This is a genomic window from [Mycobacterium] fortunisiensis (assembly GCF_019050325.1).
In the GTDB taxonomy this organism is placed as follows: Bacteria; Actinomycetota; Actinomycetes; order Mycobacteriales; family Mycobacteriaceae; genus Mycobacterium; species Mycobacterium fortunisiensis.
On record NZ_VOMB01000016.1, the window covers coordinates 378,369 to 394,715 of the forward strand.

The 16,347-nt window shown below is 67.8% G+C and carries 17 protein-coding genes; 11 read left to right on the top strand and 6 right to left on the bottom strand.

The annotated features are described in order from the left end of the window. The first annotated feature begins 24 nt into the window (after nucleotides 1-24). Both FR943_RS12085 and FR943_RS12090 read left to right on the top strand, forming a co-directional pair. Nucleotides 25-291: a DUF2277 domain-containing protein gene (locus tag FR943_RS12085; RefSeq protein WP_217157286.1), complete on the top strand. Its 267-nt coding sequence runs from the start codon at nucleotides 25-27 to the stop codon at nucleotides 289-291. After that, entirely contained in the window at nucleotides 288-848 is a 561-nt protein-coding gene (locus tag FR943_RS12090; RefSeq protein ID WP_217157288.1) for a DUF1802 family protein, read from the top strand. The genes FR943_RS12085 and FR943_RS12090 overlap by 4 nt, the downstream gene beginning before the upstream one ends. A 14-nt stretch (nucleotides 849-862) precedes the next feature. On the opposite strand, the gene FR943_RS12095 is transcribed toward FR943_RS12090, so the two are convergent. Further along, nucleotides 863-2,509 carry a CocE/NonD family hydrolase gene (locus FR943_RS12095; RefSeq protein WP_308170530.1) on the bottom strand — a complete coding sequence of 549 codons (1,647 nt, stop codon included), beginning with the start codon at nucleotides 2,507-2,509 and terminating at the stop codon, nucleotides 863-865. Nucleotides 2,510-2,525: 16 nt separating this feature from the next. After that, on the bottom strand, nucleotides 2,526-3,122 hold the full coding sequence (locus tag FR943_RS12100; RefSeq protein ID WP_217157290.1) for a DUF3558 domain-containing protein: 597 nt from the start codon (nucleotides 3,120-3,122) through the stop codon (nucleotides 2,526-2,528). Between the two features lie 160 nt (nucleotides 3,123-3,282). Between FR943_RS12100 and pptH the strand changes: the two genes are divergently transcribed. Genes pptH through truB form a run of 3 tightly spaced genes read left to right on the top strand, consistent with a single transcriptional unit; the run spans nucleotide 3,283 to nucleotide 5,797 of the window. Further along, nucleotides 3,283-4,242 (top strand): ACP phosphodiesterase PptH, encoded by a 960-nt coding sequence (gene pptH, locus FR943_RS12105; protein WP_217157291.1) that lies wholly within the window; start codon nucleotides 3,283-3,285, stop codon nucleotides 4,240-4,242. Next, on the top strand, nucleotides 4,239-4,913 hold the full coding sequence (pptT, locus tag FR943_RS12110) for a 4'-phosphopantetheinyl transferase PptT (RefSeq protein WP_217157294.1): 675 nt from the start codon (nucleotides 4,239-4,241) through the stop codon (nucleotides 4,911-4,913). The genes pptH and pptT overlap by 4 nt, the downstream gene beginning before the upstream one ends. Further along, nucleotides 4,910-5,797 carry a tRNA pseudouridine(55) synthase TruB gene (gene truB / locus FR943_RS12115; RefSeq protein WP_217157296.1) on the top strand — a complete coding sequence of 296 codons (888 nt, stop codon included), beginning with the start codon at nucleotides 4,910-4,912 and terminating at the stop codon, nucleotides 5,795-5,797. The genes pptT and truB overlap by 4 nt, the downstream gene beginning before the upstream one ends. Nucleotides 5,798-5,883: 86 nt before the next feature. Here the strand turns inward: truB and FR943_RS12120 are convergent, their stop codons facing one another. From FR943_RS12120 to mntR, 3 genes are read right to left on the bottom strand one after another with little or no spacing between them, the layout of a single operon-like run. Continuing rightward, entirely contained in the window at nucleotides 5,884-7,107 is a 1,224-nt protein-coding gene (locus FR943_RS12120) for an SfnB family sulfur acquisition oxidoreductase (RefSeq protein WP_217157298.1), read from the bottom strand. Next, entirely contained in the window at nucleotides 7,104-8,273 is a 1,170-nt protein-coding gene (locus FR943_RS12125; RefSeq protein WP_217157300.1) for an LLM class flavin-dependent oxidoreductase, read from the bottom strand. Before FR943_RS12125 ends, FR943_RS12120 begins: the two co-directional genes overlap by 4 nt. A 57-nt stretch (nucleotides 8,274-8,330) precedes the next feature. Further along, the gene (gene mntR / locus FR943_RS12130; protein WP_217157301.1) at nucleotides 8,331-9,047 is read right to left on the bottom strand and encodes a manganese-binding transcriptional regulator MntR; all 717 of its coding nucleotides are present in this window, start codon (nucleotides 9,045-9,047) and stop codon (nucleotides 8,331-8,333) included. Between the two features lie 80 nt (nucleotides 9,048-9,127). Between mntR and FR943_RS12135 the strand changes: the two genes are divergently transcribed. The 6 genes from FR943_RS12135 (at nucleotide 9,128) to bla (ending at nucleotide 15,825) form a co-directional block, all read left to right on the top strand. Further along, nucleotides 9,128-10,114 carry a bifunctional riboflavin kinase/FAD synthetase gene (locus tag FR943_RS12135; protein WP_217157303.1) on the top strand — a complete coding sequence of 329 codons (987 nt, stop codon included), beginning with the start codon at nucleotides 9,128-9,130 and terminating at the stop codon, nucleotides 10,112-10,114. 122 nt (nucleotides 10,115-10,236) lie between these two features. Continuing rightward, the gene (rpsO, locus tag FR943_RS12140) at nucleotides 10,237-10,506 is read left to right on the top strand and encodes a 30S ribosomal protein S15 (RefSeq protein WP_003880490.1); all 270 of its coding nucleotides are present in this window, start codon (nucleotides 10,237-10,239) and stop codon (nucleotides 10,504-10,506) included. Nucleotides 10,507-10,516: 10 nt separating this feature from the next. After that, entirely contained in the window at nucleotides 10,517-11,035 is a 519-nt protein-coding gene (lppU, locus tag FR943_RS12145; protein ID WP_443732532.1) for an LppU family putative lipoprotein, read from the top strand. Nucleotides 11,036-11,327: 292 nt separating this feature from the next. Next, complete coding sequence (locus FR943_RS12150) at nucleotides 11,328-13,583, top strand: polyribonucleotide nucleotidyltransferase (RefSeq protein ID WP_217157306.1); 2,256 nt, start codon at nucleotides 11,328-11,330, stop codon at nucleotides 13,581-13,583. After that, nucleotides 13,561-14,916: a M16 family metallopeptidase gene (locus FR943_RS12155; RefSeq protein ID WP_246585005.1), complete on the top strand. Its 1,356-nt coding sequence runs from the start codon at nucleotides 13,561-13,563 to the stop codon at nucleotides 14,914-14,916. The genes FR943_RS12150 and FR943_RS12155 overlap by 23 nt, the downstream gene beginning before the upstream one ends. Before the next feature lie 18 nt (nucleotides 14,917-14,934). Further along, complete coding sequence (gene bla, locus FR943_RS12160; protein ID WP_217157310.1) at nucleotides 14,935-15,825, top strand: class A beta-lactamase; 891 nt, start codon at nucleotides 14,935-14,937, stop codon at nucleotides 15,823-15,825. Here the strand turns inward: bla and FR943_RS12165 are convergent. Continuing rightward, entirely contained in the window at nucleotides 15,814-16,281 is a 468-nt protein-coding gene (locus FR943_RS12165) for an Hsp20/alpha crystallin family protein (RefSeq protein ID WP_217157312.1), read from the bottom strand. The genes bla and FR943_RS12165 overlap by 12 nt on opposite strands. Nucleotides 16,282-16,347 lie beyond the last annotated feature (66 nt).

Below are 16,347 nucleotides of genomic sequence, written 5' to 3' on the forward strand. Positions count from 1 at the left end.
CCGCACGCGCCTATCGTGGGTCTCATGTGCCGCAACATCACCGAGCTACGGGGACTGCAGCCCGCCGCCACCGACGAGGAGATCGAGGCCGCCGCCCGCCAGTACGTGCGCAAGGTCAGTGGTATCACCCGCCCGGCCGGGGCCAACGTCGAGGCGTTCGAGGCCGCTGTCGCCGAGGTCACCGCCACCACCACCCGGCTGCTCGAGGGCCTGGCGCCACGCCGCCAGCCGCCCAAGACCGTGCCGCCACTGCGTCGGCCCGAGGTGCGGGCGAGGATGGCCGCCAGGTGAATTCACCTGCGCTCAAGGAGTGGAGCGCGGCCATACACGCCCTGCTCGAGGGCCGCCAGACGGTGTTGCTGCGCAAGGGCGGCATCCACGAGAAGCGGTTTTCTGTCGAGCCGGCGCAGGGGCCTGCGCCGTTCCTGTTGTTCCCCACGGTCGCGCACAGTCACGCCCAACGAGTGCGTCCGCAACACGCCGACCTGCTCGATATCGCTGCGCAGGACAGTGCCGAGGACGCGGTGATCATTCGGACCGCCGCGAAAGTTGTTGCCGCCGTTGAGGTCAACCGGCCGGAGGCGATCGGGGAGCTGGCCGATCTGCATATCTGGACCGCTGAGTCGGTGCAGGCCGACCGGCTCGATTTCCGCCCAAAACACCGGCTGTGCGTCCTGGTCGTGCAGGCACGCCCGCTGCGCTCGCCGGTTCGGTTGGCCCGCACGCCGGAATTCGCCGGCTGCAAGAGCTGGGTCGACCTGCCGGTACCGGCGGACGCGGGCGCACCGGTGCACGACGAGGCGACGTTGCACGACATCGCCGAGCGGGTGCGCCGGTCCGTGGGCTGACGGCTCGCGAGGGCCTACGTCGGCGGCAGTGGGTCGGCCGGCAGCAGTACCCGGGACACCCCGCCCCGACCGTGGTGCACGGTGTGGGTGGCCGGGACCAGCTGGGTACCGGAGGCCGCCGGCTCGTCGGTGCCCAGATTGCGGGCGAACCGTGGATGTGAACCACCGGCGATCAGCACTCGGATCCGGGACCCCGCCGGGAATCGGTGGGCCACGGCATCCAACTCGAGGCGCACCGGGCCGGTGTGCCCGTTCAACCGGCGGAACGCGTCAGACACATTGCGGGATCGCCCTTTTGCGTCCACCTCGCTGATCCGGACGAAGAGGTCGTGGTGCGGATTGTCACAACTGTGCGCGAGTTCGACCACCGGGTTGCCGACCACGTAGAGGTCGGCCGCGAGTGGGTCACCGGTGAACGTCAGCACGTCGCGACGGGCGGCCAGCGCGGAGTCGTCCCGGTAGCCGCTGTCGCGGGACAGCAGCCGCCCGCCGATGGTCGGTGTGGGGTGGGCCGGGTCATAGGTGAACCACGACGCCGGCGCGCTGTCGGCCGGCGCGGTGTCGCTCAGCCGGCCCGTCGGGTGCAGGAACACCTCGTGGTCCGGCATCGCCGGTGGCCAGTCCGGCTGCTCGACCCAACCGTGCTTGTTCACCTGAATCCGGACCCGGGCCCGATCGGCGGCGGGTGTGCCGGCCAGGTGGGTTTCGAGCCACTGCAGCGTTTCGCGCAGCACGGTCGGCGCGCCTTTGGTCATCAACTGGGTGTGCGTCCACGATCCGACCGTCAGCGCCACCGGGGCACCACGGCGGTTCAGCTGCTGGTACTGCTCGAGGGTCTGTTCCAGGAACAGGTCCTGCCAACCCCCGAACAACAGCACCGGGACCTGCACCCGCTCCAGTGCCTCGGTGCAGCGCATCGGGTCCCAGAACGGGTCGGCGGCGTCGGGATGCTGCAGCCACGTTTCATACCACGGTGCACCGGTACCCAGCAGCGACCGCCCGGCCCGGTCCAGGGGCAGTCCGGCGGTGGCTTTCGCGATCTCACGCGGCGACCGCAGTTCCCGCAGGATCGCGCGTGGCAGCCCGGGATCTTCCTGGTGGGCCATCATGTTGCTCCAGCCGAGGAAATCGTTGAGGGTGAACGACCCGGTGCCCCACGACGAGGCCCGGAAATCGTGTGGCCCCACCGTGATCACCGCGGCCTTGAGTTCCGGCGGGGGATCACATAGCAGCGCCCACTGGGTGAATCCCAGGTAGGACAACCCGATGGTGGCGAAACTGCCGGTGAACCACGGCTGCTCACGCAGCCACAGCACAGTGTCGGCACCGTCGGCCTTCTCGTGGACCATCGGCGTGAACTGCCCGCCCGAGCCGAACGTGCCACGCACGCTCTGCAGCACCACGTGGTAGCCGCGCGCGGCGTACACCTGCCCGAACAATGTCGAGAACGGGAACCGGCGACCGTAGGGCACCCGGACGAGCAGCGTGCCCGCCGGTGTGTCGGTGTGTGGCGCGTAGTGGTCGGCCAGCAGCTCGACGCCGTCGCGCATCGGCACCCGCAGGCGACGGTGAACGGTGAACGCGGTGGTGTGTGGGGGCAGGCCCAGGAGCCGGCTGACGGATCGGCCGATGGCCGGCGCGGCGGTGGTGGTCACGGTCACCGCACCAGGTTACGGATCAGAATTTGTAGTAGGGGGCCAACTCGTGGGCGCGTTGCAGATTGATCTGCAGGCAGTCCGGGCGATCCGGGGAGTGAATCGGCGAGTAGAACATCGACTGCTGGATGACGCCGTAGCTGGTCTCGAACGCCACCATGCAGGTGGTCCACCACCGGTCGTTCCAGTCGGTGGGCTTCATGACCCAGTACTGGGCCGCGCGGTGCCCGTCGATGTCGAGCTCGAGTGCGTCGGCCGGGATCGTCTCGTCGTAGGTGCGCCAGACGAATGCCTCGACCGCCACCTGGTAATTGCCCGCGTCATATTTGCAGCGCAGGCTGTCCTCCGGCTCCGGTGGGGTGAACGCCAGGCCGATCCGCTGGATCACGTCGAGCGGGATGTCGCGGCACGGATCGAACGGCGACGGGTCGGTGGTCTCGATGACCGGCCATTTGATGGTGGTGGACACATTGGTCATCGGGAGATCGGTGACGTCCACGTGCGCCGGACCGCCGGCCGCACTGTCGGACGGGCCTGACTGCCACACCACGATCAGCGCTGCGACCAGCGCCGCAACCAGTCCCGTCGATGCCGACAGTAGGCGCAACTTGGCAGCCATCACACCCCCTCGCAGTTTGGTGGCACTTCGATCCCCGGCCTGCGGGGAGTGTAGCGGTCGGTCACAACGGACTCGACCATAAACGAGAACCTGTTCTAGTTGTCAACGACCCGCTGCGGCGGCGCCGGTTAGGCTGGTCCGTTGTGGTGGTGCAACTGTGATGAAGGATCACGAGTCAAGAGACCGACAGCCGATTCTCTGGGCGGTCAGCGACCTGCATACCGGTCATACCGGAAACAAGCCGGTCACCGAGTCGTTGTACCCGGCCTCGCCCGACGATTGGCTGATCGTCGCCGGCGACGTCGGGGAGCGCACCGACGAGATCCGCTGGGCCCTGGACCTACTGCGCAAGCGGTTCGCGAAAGTCATCTGGGTTCCCGGCAACCACGAGCTGTGGACCACCAACAAGGACCCGATGCAGATCTTCGGCCGGTCCCGCTACGACTACCTGGTCGACATGTGCGACCAGATGGGCGTCATCACCCCCGAGCATCCGTTCCCGGTGTGGACCGAGCAGGGCGGCCCGGCCACGATCGTGCCGATGTTCCTGCTGTACGACTACACGTTCCTGCCCGAAGGCGCGTCGACCAAGGCCGAGGGGCTGGCCATCGCCCGGGACCGCAACGTCGTCGGCACCGACGAGTTCCTCTTGTCCTGCGAGCCCTACGCGACCCGCGACGCCTGGTGCCGCGACCGGGTGGCGGCCACCCGCAAGCGGCTTGAGGACCTGGACTGGATGACGCCGACGATTCTGGTCAACCACTTCCCGTTGGTCCGCGAACCCTGCGATGCGATGTTCTACCCCGAGTTCTCCTTGTGGTGCGGCACGACGGCCACGAAGGATTGGCACACCCGCTTCAACGCCACCTGCTCGGTGTACGGCCACCTGCACATCCCGCGCACCACGTGGTACGACGACGTGCGCTTCGAAGAGGTGTCGGTCGGTTACCCACGGGAGTGGCGTCGCCGCAAGCCGTACCGCTGGTTGCGTCAGATCCTGCCCGACCCCAACTACGCGCCCGGTTATCTCAACGAGTTCGGCGGGCATTTCGAGATCACCGCCGAGATGCGGGTCAACGCCCAGCAGATGCAGGAGCGGATCAAGGCCCGGCGCGCATGAGCGCCACGTTGCTCGGGCAGGTGCTGCCCGAAATGCCGGACACGCTCGCCTGGGCGGAGGTGTACGACGACCCGCCGGGGTTGACGCCGCTGCCTGAGGAGCAGGAGTTGGTGGCCCGCGCGGTGGCCAAACGTCGCAACGAGTTCACCACGGTGCGCTACTGCGCGCGCCAGGCGCTGAGTGCACTGGGGGTGGGTCCGGTCCCAATCCTCAAGGGGGACAAGGGTGAGCCCACGTGGCCCGACGGCATCGTCGGCAGCCTGACCCACACCCAGGGTTTCCGCGGCGCGGTGGTGGGCCGTACCGACGGGGTCCGCTCGGTCGGTATCGACGCCGAACCGCACGACGTGCTGCCCGACGGAGTGCTCGGGGCAATCTCGTTGCCGCTGGAGCGTTCCGAGCTCGCCGGCCTTCCCGACGGCCTGCACTGGGACCGAATCTTGTTCTGCGCCAAGGAAGCGACCTACAAAGCCTGGTATCCGCTGACCCATCGCTGGCTGGGGTTCGAGGATGCGCACATCACATTCGCGGTGCACGGTTCCGGCACGGTCGGGACGTTCCGGTCGCAGATCCTCATCGACCCGGCCGCCGAGCACGGACCGCCGCTGAGTGTGCTTGAGGGCCGGTGGTCGGTGCGCGACGGTGTGACGCTGACGGCGATCGTGCTGTGAGCGGTCCGAAGCCGGGCTTGGTGATCGTTGACAAGCCGGCCGGCATGACCAGTCACGATGTGGTGGGCCGGTGCCGGCGATTGTTCGGCACCCGCAAGGTCGGCCATGCCGGGACACTGGACCCGATGGCCACCGGGGTGCTGGTGGTAGGCATCGAACGCGCCACCAAGATTCTCGGTCTGCTCACTGCCACCGACAAGTCCTATTCGGCCACCATCCGGCTGGGCCGGTCCACCACCACCGATGATGCAGAAGGTGAAGTGGTGCAGGATGTTTCGGCCGCACATCTGACCGACGAGCAGATCGGCTCCGCGGTGGCGGTGCTGCGCGGCGACATCGAACAGGTGCCCTCGGCGGTGAGCGCGATCAAGGTCGGCGGCCAGCGGGCCTACAAGCTGGCCCGCGAAGGGCGGACCGTCGAGTTGGCCGCCCGGCCCGTGCGCGTCGAGCGGTTCGACATCGTCGCGGTGCGACGGGTGGACGGTTTCGTGGATGTCGATGTCGAGGTGGACTGCTCCTCGGGCACCTACATCCGCGCCCTGGCCCGCGACGTGGGGGTGGCACTGGGCGTCGGTGGGCACCTGACGGCGTTGCGGCGCACCAGGGTTGGAAGGTATGGGCTGGACGAGGCCCGCACCCTGGAGGACCTCGCTGAGGAAGCCAGGCTGAGCTATTCGCTCGACGTGGCCTGCCTGGTGGGCTTTCCGCGCCGTGACCTGACCGAGGCCGAAACGGAGGACACCCGGCACGGCCGAGCGCTGGCGCCGGCCGGAATCGACGGGGTCTACGCGGCCACCGCCCCGGACGGTCGCGTCATCGCGCTGCTGCAGGACGGCGCGTCACGCACCAAGAACGTGGTCGTGTTGCGCCCGGCCACACTGTGAGTAATCCGTGCGAGCAGACGTGAAAATACCCGAAAAGCCCTGAAAAAGGGTACTTTCGCGTCTGCTCGCCCAGTACGTGGGACGCCTCAAAGTTGGCCGTGGCGGGGTGGTTTCGTTCCCGCCAGGGTGTAGTTGCCGATGTGGCGGACCTTCCACCGGGTGGCGTCGTGCAGGGTGTGTGTCCGCGCATCGCGCCAGTAGCGCGAGAGATTTCCCGAGGCCGAGGCACTGCGGGTCCCGCCGAATTCGAACAGTGTGCTGCCGGCCTCCACCGCAGCCCGGGCGGCGGCGACCTTGGCGATGGCCACCGCGATCGAGGCGGCGGCGGCACTGTCCTGCGTCAGATCGGCCCGGGCGGTATCGATCTGGCGGGCTGCCTCGGCCAGCAACGCCTGCGCACCCCGCACCGTTACGGTCAGCTCACCGGCGGCCTGCACGAGGGTCGGATCCTCGACCGCACTGGAGACCGATGCCTCGAAATGGGGCCGGGCCTTGGCGGCCTGACGTACCGCCTCTTCCAGTGCGGCGGTCGCGATGCCCACGTCGAGCGCCGCGTGCAGCAACTGGGCCCGGGCGCCGTACACCGTGGGCCGGGTGAAGATCGGGCTGAACTCCAGGACGTGTTCGCCGGGCACCTCGACGGCGGTGAGCGTGACGCTGCCCGACGCCGTGGTCCGCTGACCCATGCCGTCCCAGTCGTCGACGATCTGGACCCCCGGCGCATCCCGTGGAACGAACGCGATGGCCTTGGCGGTGGCGGCCGTCGGCACCGGTCCCGAACCGTCGGCGCGCGAGGCTCGAACGATCAGCCAGTCGGCGAACAACGCCCCCGTCGAGTAGTACTTGCGTCCCTGAAGGACATAGCCGCCGGCAGCGACGGTGAGTGTGGTGGTGTCGACGTCGATCGGATGCGGTCCGCGTTCGGACTGCGCGTTGGCCAGCAGTGCCCCGTCCAGCACCAGGCCGTAGAAGTACGCCTGCTGGGCGGGGGTGCCCTGCAGGCGCAGGGCCTCCAGGAAGGTGAAATGCGAGTGCGGGATCTGCCCGATCGAGGGATCGCCGTGGGCCAGCAGTCGCATCACCTCGGCGAGCACCACCACGGGCACGTCGAGCCCGCCGTACTCGGCCGGCACCGTCAACGCCAGCAGCCCGGATTCCTTGAGTGCCGCAACCTGCTCGTGCGGCAGGATCCGGTGGGCGTCACGGGCCCCGGCATCCTCGGCGAACGCGTTCGACAGCTCAGCGGCCACGGACAGCGCTGCCCGGGCCGAAGCAATGGGAGTGCGGGTGGCGCCGGCCAGATCGGTCATCGCGGCGCGCCGACGAATGGGATCGAGGCCGGCGCAGCGACCTCGCCGCCCCCGCCGAACAGGCCGCGCTGACGAAGGATGGGCACCACGCCCTCGCCGAACCAGAACAACTCCTCCAGGTGCGGATAGCCGGAGAAGATGAACTCGTCGATGCCGATCTCGGCGTACTCGGCGATCCGGTCGGCCACCTCGGTGTGGCTGCCCACCAGCGCGGTGCCCGCCCCGCCGCGCACCAATCCGACGCCCGACCACAGGTTCGGGGCGATCTCCAGGCTGCGGGCGTCACTCCAGGTGCCGCTGCGGCGGTTGGCCTCGTGCAGCGCCAGCATGCGCTTCTGGCCCTCGGACTGGCTGCGGGCCAGCCCGGCCTGCGCCGCCGCGACCGTCTCCTCGTCCAGTGCGCCGATCAGGCGGTCGGCCTGGGCCCAGGCCTCCTCGGCGGTGTCCCGCGAAATGGTGTGCAACCGGATCCCGAAGCGCAGCTTGCGTCCCTGCTCCTCGCCGAGCGCCCGGATCCATTCGATCTTCTCGGCCACCGCGGCCGGCGGCTCACCCCAGGTCAGATAGACATCGGAATGCCGGGCCGCCACCGGGCCGGCCGCCTGCGAGCTGCCTCCGAAGTACAGCGGCGGCACCGGGGTGGGCGGCAACGCCAGCGACGCCTCCTCTACGTCGATGTACTCGCCCTTGTGGGTCACCGTCTCACCGGCCCACAGCCGCCGCACCACGTCGAGGAATTCGTCGCAACGCGCATACCGCGCGTCTTTGTCCAGGTGATCGCCGAAGGCCCGCTGCTCGTGTGCTTCACCGCCGACGACGACATTGAGCAGGATCCGTCCCGGCGCGTGCCGAGCGAACGTCGCCGCCATCTGCGCCGACAGGGTCGGGCTCACCAGACCTGGACGGAACGCCACCAGAAACGCCAGCGAGGTGGTCTCGCGTGCCAGCAGGGCCGCGGTGACGAACGCGTCCTCGCACCAGGCCCCGGTCGGGATCAGCGCGCCGGTGAAACCGAACCGCTCGGCCGAGCGGACGATCGACGCCAGATAGTCGATCGAGGCCTCACGATCACCACCGGCCGCGCCGGCGGGCGTGCCGTGACCACCGCCGACGATCAGCCGGCTGTCGCCGTAGGTGGGCAGGAACCAGTGCAGAGAAACAGTCACGAAGACGACATCTTGGCGTCGACGCCGTCAGCACGCACGGGTAAAAATCGCGATGATTCAGCTCGCGACGACCCAGATCGCCTCGGCGGCCGGACTGCCCAGCTCGACCTGCACGCTGGTGTCGTCGTCGCCGCCGGCGGCCGGGTGGGGGGCCTGGACCGCCACCGAGATCACCCCGGCGAAATCGCGCCGAGCCAACACCCGCACCCGCGAATCGAGGCTGATGCCGACGCTGTCGAAGTAGCGCAGCATTTCCGGATCGGCATCGGAGATACGGGCCACCGTGCCCGCGTCGCCGTCCTGGCAGGCGGACAGCTGCCGGGCCGGCGGGGTGGGCACCTGACCGTCGGCGGCCGGGATCGGATCGCCGTGCGGATCGCGGGTGGGGTGGCCCAACTTGGCATCGATGCGGTCGAGCATCCGGTCGGACACCGCATGCTCGAGGATCTCGGCCTCGTCGTGCACCTCGTCCCAGCTGTAGCCCAGTTCCTGCACCAGGAAGGTTTCCATCAACCGGTGCCGGCGGACCATCGCCAGCGCGGCGCGCCGGCCCGCGTCGGTCAACGTCACCGCGCCATACTTCTCATGGTCGACCAGGCCCTGGTCGGCGAGTTTGCGAATGGATTCCGACGCCGTCGAGGCCGACACGCCGATGCGTTCGGCCAGCAGTTTGGTGCTGACCTTCTCGCGAGACCACTCCTGGGCCGTCCAGATGACTTTCAGATAGTCCTGGGCAACCGTGGACAGGTCTTGGTGGTTACCGTCGGGACTCACAGTAGGAAAGTTTAGGCAATCGTCACCTGATCGGGGGATCTAGAGCAGACCGCGTCGCCGTCGGGTCGTAGGCTGATCGCGTGCAGCGCTGGCGTGGGCAGGACGAGATCCCCACGGACTGGGGCAGGTGTGTGGTCACCATCGGGGTGTTCGACGGGGTACACCGCGGACACGCAGAGTTGATCAGCCATGCGGTGAAAGCGGGCCGATCACGGGGAGTGCCGGTGGTCCTCATGACCTTCGACCCCCATCCGATGGAAGTGGTGTTTCCGGGTAGTCACCCGGCTCAACTGACGACCCTGACCCGGCGCGCCGAACTGGTCGAGGAACTCGGCGTCGACGTCTTCCTCGTCATGCCGTTCACCTCCGATTTCATGAAGCTCACCCCGGAGCGCTACATCCACGAGCTGCTCGTGGAGGACCTGCACGCGGTCGAGGTCGTGGTGGGGGAGAACTTCACGTTCGGCAAGAAGGCCGCGGGCAACGTGGCGATGCTGCGCGCGGCCGGAGAGCGGTTCGGGTTCGCTGTCGAGAGCATGTCGCTGGTGACCGAAACCCTCGATCCCGAACACCGTGACGAGCGGGTCACCTTCTCGTCGACCTACATCCGATCCTGTGTCGACGCCGGGGACGTGGTGGCCGCCGCCGAAGCCCTGGGCCGTCCGCACCGCGTCGAGGGCGTGGTGGTGCGCGGCGACGGTCGTGGCCGGGTGCTGGGCTTCCCGACCGCCAACGTGGCGCCCCCGATGTACTCGGCCATCCCCGCCGACGGGGTGTACGCCGCCTGGTTCACGGTGCTGGGCCACGGTCCGGTGGTCGGCACCGTCACCCCCGGTGAGCGGTATCAGGCCGCGGTCTCGGTGGGAACCAACCCCACCTTCTCCGGGCGTACCCGCACCGTCGAGGCATTCGTCCTGGACACCGAGGCCGATCTGTACGGCCAGCACGTCGCGGTCGATTTCGTGGCCCGCATCCGGGGAATGGAAAAGTTCGACCGGGTGGAACAACTGGTCGCCGAGATGAAGCGGGATGCCGACAAGGCCCGCACGATTCTGAGTTCGCACTGAGTCGGCTGAATTCGCGGCTCGCCGCGATACTGCTAGACTTTGCGCCGATCCGGTGCATGCTGCAGTCCGCGGTGGCTGTGCCGAGAATATGTTCGCGGGACTGAAATGATGGAGTTACCTTCGTGGCGCTTACTGCCGAGCAGAAAAAAGAAATCCTGAGCAGCTACGGCCTGCACGAGACTGACACCGGTTCGCCGGAGGCTCAGGTCGCCCTGCTGACCAAGCGGATCTCGGACCTGACCGAGCACCTCAAGCAGCACAAGCACGACCACCACTCGCGGCGCGGCCTGCTGCTGCTCGTCGGCCGTCGGCGCCGGCTGCTGAAGTACGTCGCCCAGGTCGACGTGGCGCGCTACCGCTCACTGATCGAGCGTCTCGGGCTGCGTCGCTGACGCGGCCCCGGTGCCGACACTTTCCGCGGCTGCCCCTCTCGGGGCAGCCGCGATACTTTTCCTCGGCCTCGTCGGCGGCGTGACCGCATGCTCGTCGGCGGCCGCCGCGGACATGAAGGCGGGCGACTGCCTGAAGATGAGCGGGACCTTCGAGCGCCCGGACGCCAGCCATGCCGAATGCGGCAGCGACGCGTCGAACTACAAGATCATCTCGGTGCTGACGGGGCCGACCGGCGTTGCCCAGTGCCCGATCGACGTCGACACCTATTACTCGGTGCGCAGCGCCTTCAGCGAGGAAACCCAGACCCTGTGCCTGGACATCGACTGGGTCACCGGCGGCTGCATGAACATCGACCCCAACAACGACAAAGACCCCTACCGGGTGGACTGCGCGGATTCGTCTGCGCCGCACCGCCAACGGGCCACCGAGGTTCTCCGCGGGGTGTCGAACGTCGATCAATGCGCCAGCGGAGTGGGCTACGCGTACTCGGAACGCCAGTTCACCGTGTGTGTGGAAGACGTGTCCTAGCTGGCACGGATGGCTGTCGCGCGGTTGCTGCCGTGTAACATGAGGGCGTTCAGCGGCTGAAATCTGCGCTGAGCACCAGGTGCGACATCCGCAGTCCGCGGACGACGTCCCTGCGAGTCATATCGGGCCCGCCGACTCGGGCGGTCTTCGGTAGTGGCTGCCGGAACTCCGTAGAACGGGGTCCTCCGGCCGCTTCGATCGACGGCCGTGGCCGATTCCAGGGTCCGTGGCGTATCGCCATCGTGATGACGCGAAAACAGTTGAATGAATTCGAAAGAGGCCAACGGACTCGATGTCTGTAGTTGAACTTGAAGACGGTGTGTTCGAATCCACCGCAACCCTCGACAATGGGAGCTTCGGCACCCGCACCATCCGTTTCGAGACCGGCCGGCTGGCCCAGCAGGCCGCCGGCGCCGTCGTCGCCTACCTCGACGACGAGACCATGCTGCTCAGCGCCACCACCGCCAGCAAGACGCCGAAGGATCACTTCGACTTCTTCCCCTTGACCATCGACGTCGAGGAGCGGATGTACGCCGCCGGCCGCATCCCCGGCTCGTTCTTCCGGCGTGAGGGACGTCCCTCCACCGATGCGATCCTGACCTGCCGCCTGATCGACCGGCCGCTGCGCCCGTCGTTCGTGTCCGGCCTGCGTAACGAGATCCAGGTCGTGGTGACGGTGCTGAGCCTGGATCCGAAGGATCTGTACGACGTGCTGGCCATCAATGCCGCCTCGGCGTCGACCCAGATCTCCGGCCTGCCGTTCTCCGGTCCGGTCGGCGGCGTGCGCGTCGCTCTCATTGACGGCCAGTGGGTCGCCTTCCCGACCGTCGAGCAGCTGGAGAAGGCCGTCTTCGACATGGTCGTCGCGGGCCGCAAGGTGGGCGAGGACGTCGCGATCATGATGGTCGAGGCCGAAGCCACCGAGAACGTCATCGATCTGGTCGCCGGCGGTGCCCAGGCCCCCACCGAGGCCGTCGTCGCCGAGGGCCTGGAGGCTGCCAAGCCGTTCATCGCGACCCTGTGCGACGCCCAGGCCGCGCTGGCCGAGAAGGCCGCCAAGGAGATCGCCGAGTACCCGCTGTTCCCCGATTACGAGGCAGACGTCTACGACGCCGTGGCCGCGGTGGCCACCGACGCGCTGTCGGAGGCACTGACCATCGCGGGCAAGCACGAGCGCGACGACCGCACCAACGAGATCAAAGTCGAGGTGCTCGAGCGTCTGGGCGATACCTACGCCGGCCGTGAGAAGGAAATCGGTGCGGCCTACCGCTCGCTGACCAAAAAGCTTGTGCGCCAGCGCATCCTTACCGACCACTTCCGCATCGACGGCCGTGGTGTGACCGACATCCGCGCGCTGTCGGCCGAGGTGGCCATCATCCCGCGGGCCCACGGCAGCGCGCTGTTCGAGCGCGGCGAGACCCAGATCATGGGTGTCACCACGCTGGACATGGTCAAGATGGCCCAGCAGATCGACTCGCTGGGGCCCGAGACCAGCAAGCGCTACATGCACCACTACAACTTCCCGCCGTTCTCGACCGGTGAGACCGGCCGCGTCGGTTCGCCCAAGCGCCGCGAGATCGGCCACGGTGCGCTGGCCGAGCGTGCGCTGGTTCCGGTGCTGCCGAGCGTCGAGGAGTTCCCGTACGCGATCCGTCAGGTGTCGGAGGCGTTGGGCTCCAACGGCTCGACCTCGATGGGCTCGGTGTGTGCCTCGACTCTGTCGTTGCTGAACGCCGGTGTGCCCCTCAAGGCGCCGGTGGCCGGCATCGCCATGGGTCTGGTGTCCGATCAGGTTGGCGGCGAGACCCGCTATGTGACGTTGACCGACATCCTCGGCGCCGAGGATGCCTTCGGCGACATGGACTTCAAGTGCGCAGGCACCAAGGACTTCGTCACCGCCCTGCAGCTCGACACCAAGCTCGACGGCATCCCCTCGAAGGTGCTCGCCGGCGCCCTGGCCCAGGCCAAGGACGCGCGTCTGACCATCCTCGACGTGATGGCCGAGGCCATCGACGCTCCCGACGAGATGAGCCCGTACGCGCCGCGGATCACCACGATCAAGGTTCCGGTCGACAAGATCGGTGAGGTCATCGGGCCCAAGGGCAAGATGATCAACTCGATCACCGAGGAGACCGGCGCGTCGATCTCCATCGAGGACGACGGCACGGTGTTCGTCGGCGCCAGCAACGGCGAGGCGGCTCAGGCGGCGATCGACAAGATCAACGCCATCGCCAACCCGCAGCTGCCCAAGATCGGTGAGCGGTTCCTCGGCACGGTCGTCAAGACCACTGATTTTGGCGCCTTCGTTTCCTTGCTGCCGGGCCGTGACGGCCTGGTCCACATCTCCAAGCTGGGCCGCGGCAAGCGGATCAACAAGGTCGAGGACGTGGTCAAGGTCGGCGACAAGCTCCGCGTCGAGATCGCCGACATCGACAACCGCGGCAAGATCTCGCTGGTGCTGGTCGACGAGGATGGTGCGGACAAGGCTGAGGGGGCGGCTGACGGTGCTGCGGCTCCGGCCGAAGCTGCCATCGCCACCGAGTCCTGACCTGTCTCGACTCAAGGCGTCAGCGCTGGATACCACGAATTCCGGTGGCATCACCGGGGTTCGCCGGACGGTTTTACCCGGCGGACTCCGGGTGGTCACCGAGTACATCCCGTCGGTGCGTTCGGCATCGGTCGGGGTCTGGGTGGGTGTCGGTTCCCGTGACGAAGGACGAAGCGTCGCGGGTGCCGCCCACTTTCTCGAACACCTGCTGTTCAAGGCCACCCCGACGCGCAGCGCGGTCGACATCGCGCAGGCCGTCGACGCCGTCGGCGGTGAGCTGAACGCGTTCACCACGCGTGAACACACCTGCTATTACGCGCATGTGCTCGACACCGACCTGGAGTTGGCGGTCGATCTGGTGGCCGACGTCGTATTGCGCGGCCGTTGTGCCACCGAGGATGTCGAGGTGGAACGCGATGTGGTGCTCGAAGAGATCGCCATGCGCGACGACGATCCCGAGGACAGTCTCGGGGATGTCTTCCTGACGGCGATGTTCGGCGATCACCCGGTGGGTCGCCCGGTGATCGGCAGCACCGAGTCCATCGAGGCAATGACCCGCGCCCAGCTGCACTCGTTCCATGTCCGCCGCTACACGCCCGAGCGGATGATCGTGGCGGTCGCCGGCAATGTCGACCACGACGTCGTGGTGTCGTTGGTGCGGCAGCATTTCGGTCCGCGTCTGGAAGCCGGGCGCACCGCCGTGGCGCCCCGGAAGGGCGCGGGTCGGGTGGGCGGCCGGCCCGCGTTGCTGGTGGTGGACCGCGAGGGCGAGCAGACGCACATGTCGTTGGGTGTGCGCACCCCCGGCCGGCACTGGGAACACCGGTGGGCGCTGTCGGTGCTCAACACCGCCCTCGGCGGCGGTCTGAGTTCTCGGCTGTTCCAACAGATCCGGGAATCCCGCGGGCTGGCCTACTCGGTGTACTCCACGGTGGACACCTTTTCCGACAGCGGCGCGCTGTCGGTGTACGCGGGGTGTCAGCCTGAACGGTTCGACGAAGTCGTCCGGGTGACCACCGAGGTGCTCGAAGGCGTTGCCCGAGACGGGATCACCGCCGACGAATGCCGGATCGCCAAGGGTTCTCTGCGTGGCGGGCTGGTACTCGGCCTGGAGGATTCCGGGTCACGTATGCATCGCATCGGACGCAGCGAACTCAACTACGGCGAGCACCGGTCCATCGACCACACCCTGGCCCAGATCGAGGCGGTGACGCTCGAAGAGGTCAACGCGGCCGCGCAGCAGTTGCTGTCCCGGGATTACGGTGCGGCGGTGCTCGGGCCGCATCGATCGAAAAAGACTCTGCCGCAACAACTTCAAGTTATCGGTGGTTGACGGGCTACACTCGGCGCAATGACCGGACTTCTATCGCGGCGCAGTGTTCTGATCGGTTCGCTGGCGGCGGCCGCCGCCGCCGTCGAAACCGGTATGGGCTGTGCCGCATCTGCTTTCGCGGCGCCGGTGGACGATCAGCTCGCGGAGCTGGAGCGTCGCAGCAATGGCCGGATCGGCGTGTACGCGCAGAATCTGGATTCCGGGCGGACGCTGACGCATCGCCAGAACGAGATGTTCGCGATGTGCTCCACCTTCAAGGCGTACGCCGCCGCCCGGGCCTTGCAGCTGGTGGGGCATGGCCAGCTGTCGCTGGAGCACCGGGTATTCGTCGACGCGGAGGCGATCGTGCCGTATTCGCCGGTCACCGAGACCCGCACCGGCACCGAGATGACGCTGGCGGAACTGTGCCAGGCGGCCTTGCAGCAGAGCGACAACACCGCGGGTAACCTGCTGCTGAAAACCATTGGCGGGCCTGCCGGGGTGACCACATTCGCTCGCAGCATCGGAGATGAGCGCACCCGGCTGGACCGCTGGGAGGTCGAGCTGAACTCGGCGATACCGGGCGATCCGCGGGACACCAGCACGCCGGCGGCGCTGGCGACCGGGTACCGCGCCGTACTGACCGGCGACGCGTTGAACCCGCCGCAGCGCCGGCAGTTGGAGGACTGGATGCGGGCCAACCAGACCTCCAGCATGCGCGCTGGGTTGCCGCAGGGGTGGACCACCGCCGACAAGACCGGCAGCGGGGATTACGGCAGCTCCAACGACGCCGGGATCGCTTACGGGCCTGACGGACAGCGGGTGCTGCTGGTGCTGATGACCCGATCGAACGCAACCGACCCGAAGGCCGAGAGCCTGCGGCCGATCATCGGCGAGTTGGCGGCGCTGGTGTTGCCGTCAGTGCTCTGATTGCGCGGTGTCGGGTGCGGCGCCGTTCTCGGTGCCCTGGATCGTGATCTGCTTGGCGCCGGCGGGATTCTGCGACAGCGGCACCCGGACGGTCAGGATGCCGCGGTCGTAGCCGGCGGTGATGTTGTCCTCGTCGGCCTCGGCCGGCAGTGTCACCGTGCGCAGGAAGGAACCGTAGGAGAACTCCGATCGCGCGGTGGTGTCGGCACGCTCGGAACGTTCGGCCTTCACGGTCAGCCGGCCGTCGGCGACGGTGATCGCCACGTCGTTGGCCGGGTCGATGCCGGGGATTTCGGCGCGCAGCTCATAGTGCTGCTCGGTGACTTCGTCCTCGATGCGCATGAGGTTGCGCTCGAAGATCGGCCGCAGGCTGGCGAACGGGGTGATCCCGGCGAAGAACTCCGAGAGTTCGGGCAGCAGTGGGCGGGGCTGGTGTGCGACGGGCAGGTTAACCATGGGTGACTCCTGGGATCAAAAGATGCTGTGACGCTTGCTCTTTCGATCCAAGCACCGCTGTGGAGC

What these genes read in the sequence shown, in the direction of transcription:
- bla (WP_217157310.1), top strand. Translation starts at nt 14,935, where the DNA reads ATGACCGGACTTCTATCGCGGCGCAGTGTTCTGATCGGTTCGCTGGCG.
- pptH (WP_217157291.1), top strand. Translation starts at nt 3,283, where the DNA reads ATGAAGGATCACGAGTCAAGAGACCGACAGCCGATTCTCTGGGCGGTC.
- FR943_RS12100 (WP_217157290.1), bottom strand. Translation starts at nt 3,122, where the DNA reads ATGGCTGCCAAGTTGCGCCTACTGTCGGCATCGACGGGACTGGTTGCG.
- pptT (WP_217157294.1), top strand. Translation starts at nt 4,239, where the DNA reads ATGAGCGCCACGTTGCTCGGGCAGGTGCTGCCCGAAATGCCGGACACG.
- FR943_RS12165 (WP_217157312.1), bottom strand. Translation starts at nt 16,281, where the DNA reads ATGGTTAACCTGCCCGTCGCACACCAGCCCCGCCCACTGCTGCCCGAA.
- FR943_RS12085 (WP_217157286.1), top strand. Translation starts at nt 25, where the DNA reads ATGTGCCGCAACATCACCGAGCTACGGGGACTGCAGCCCGCCGCCACC.
- FR943_RS12120 (WP_217157298.1), bottom strand. Translation starts at nt 7,107, where the DNA reads ATGACCGATCTGGCCGGCGCCACCCGCACTCCCATTGCTTCGGCCCGG.
- FR943_RS12150 (WP_217157306.1), top strand. Translation starts at nt 11,328, where the DNA reads ATGTCTGTAGTTGAACTTGAAGACGGTGTGTTCGAATCCACCGCAACC.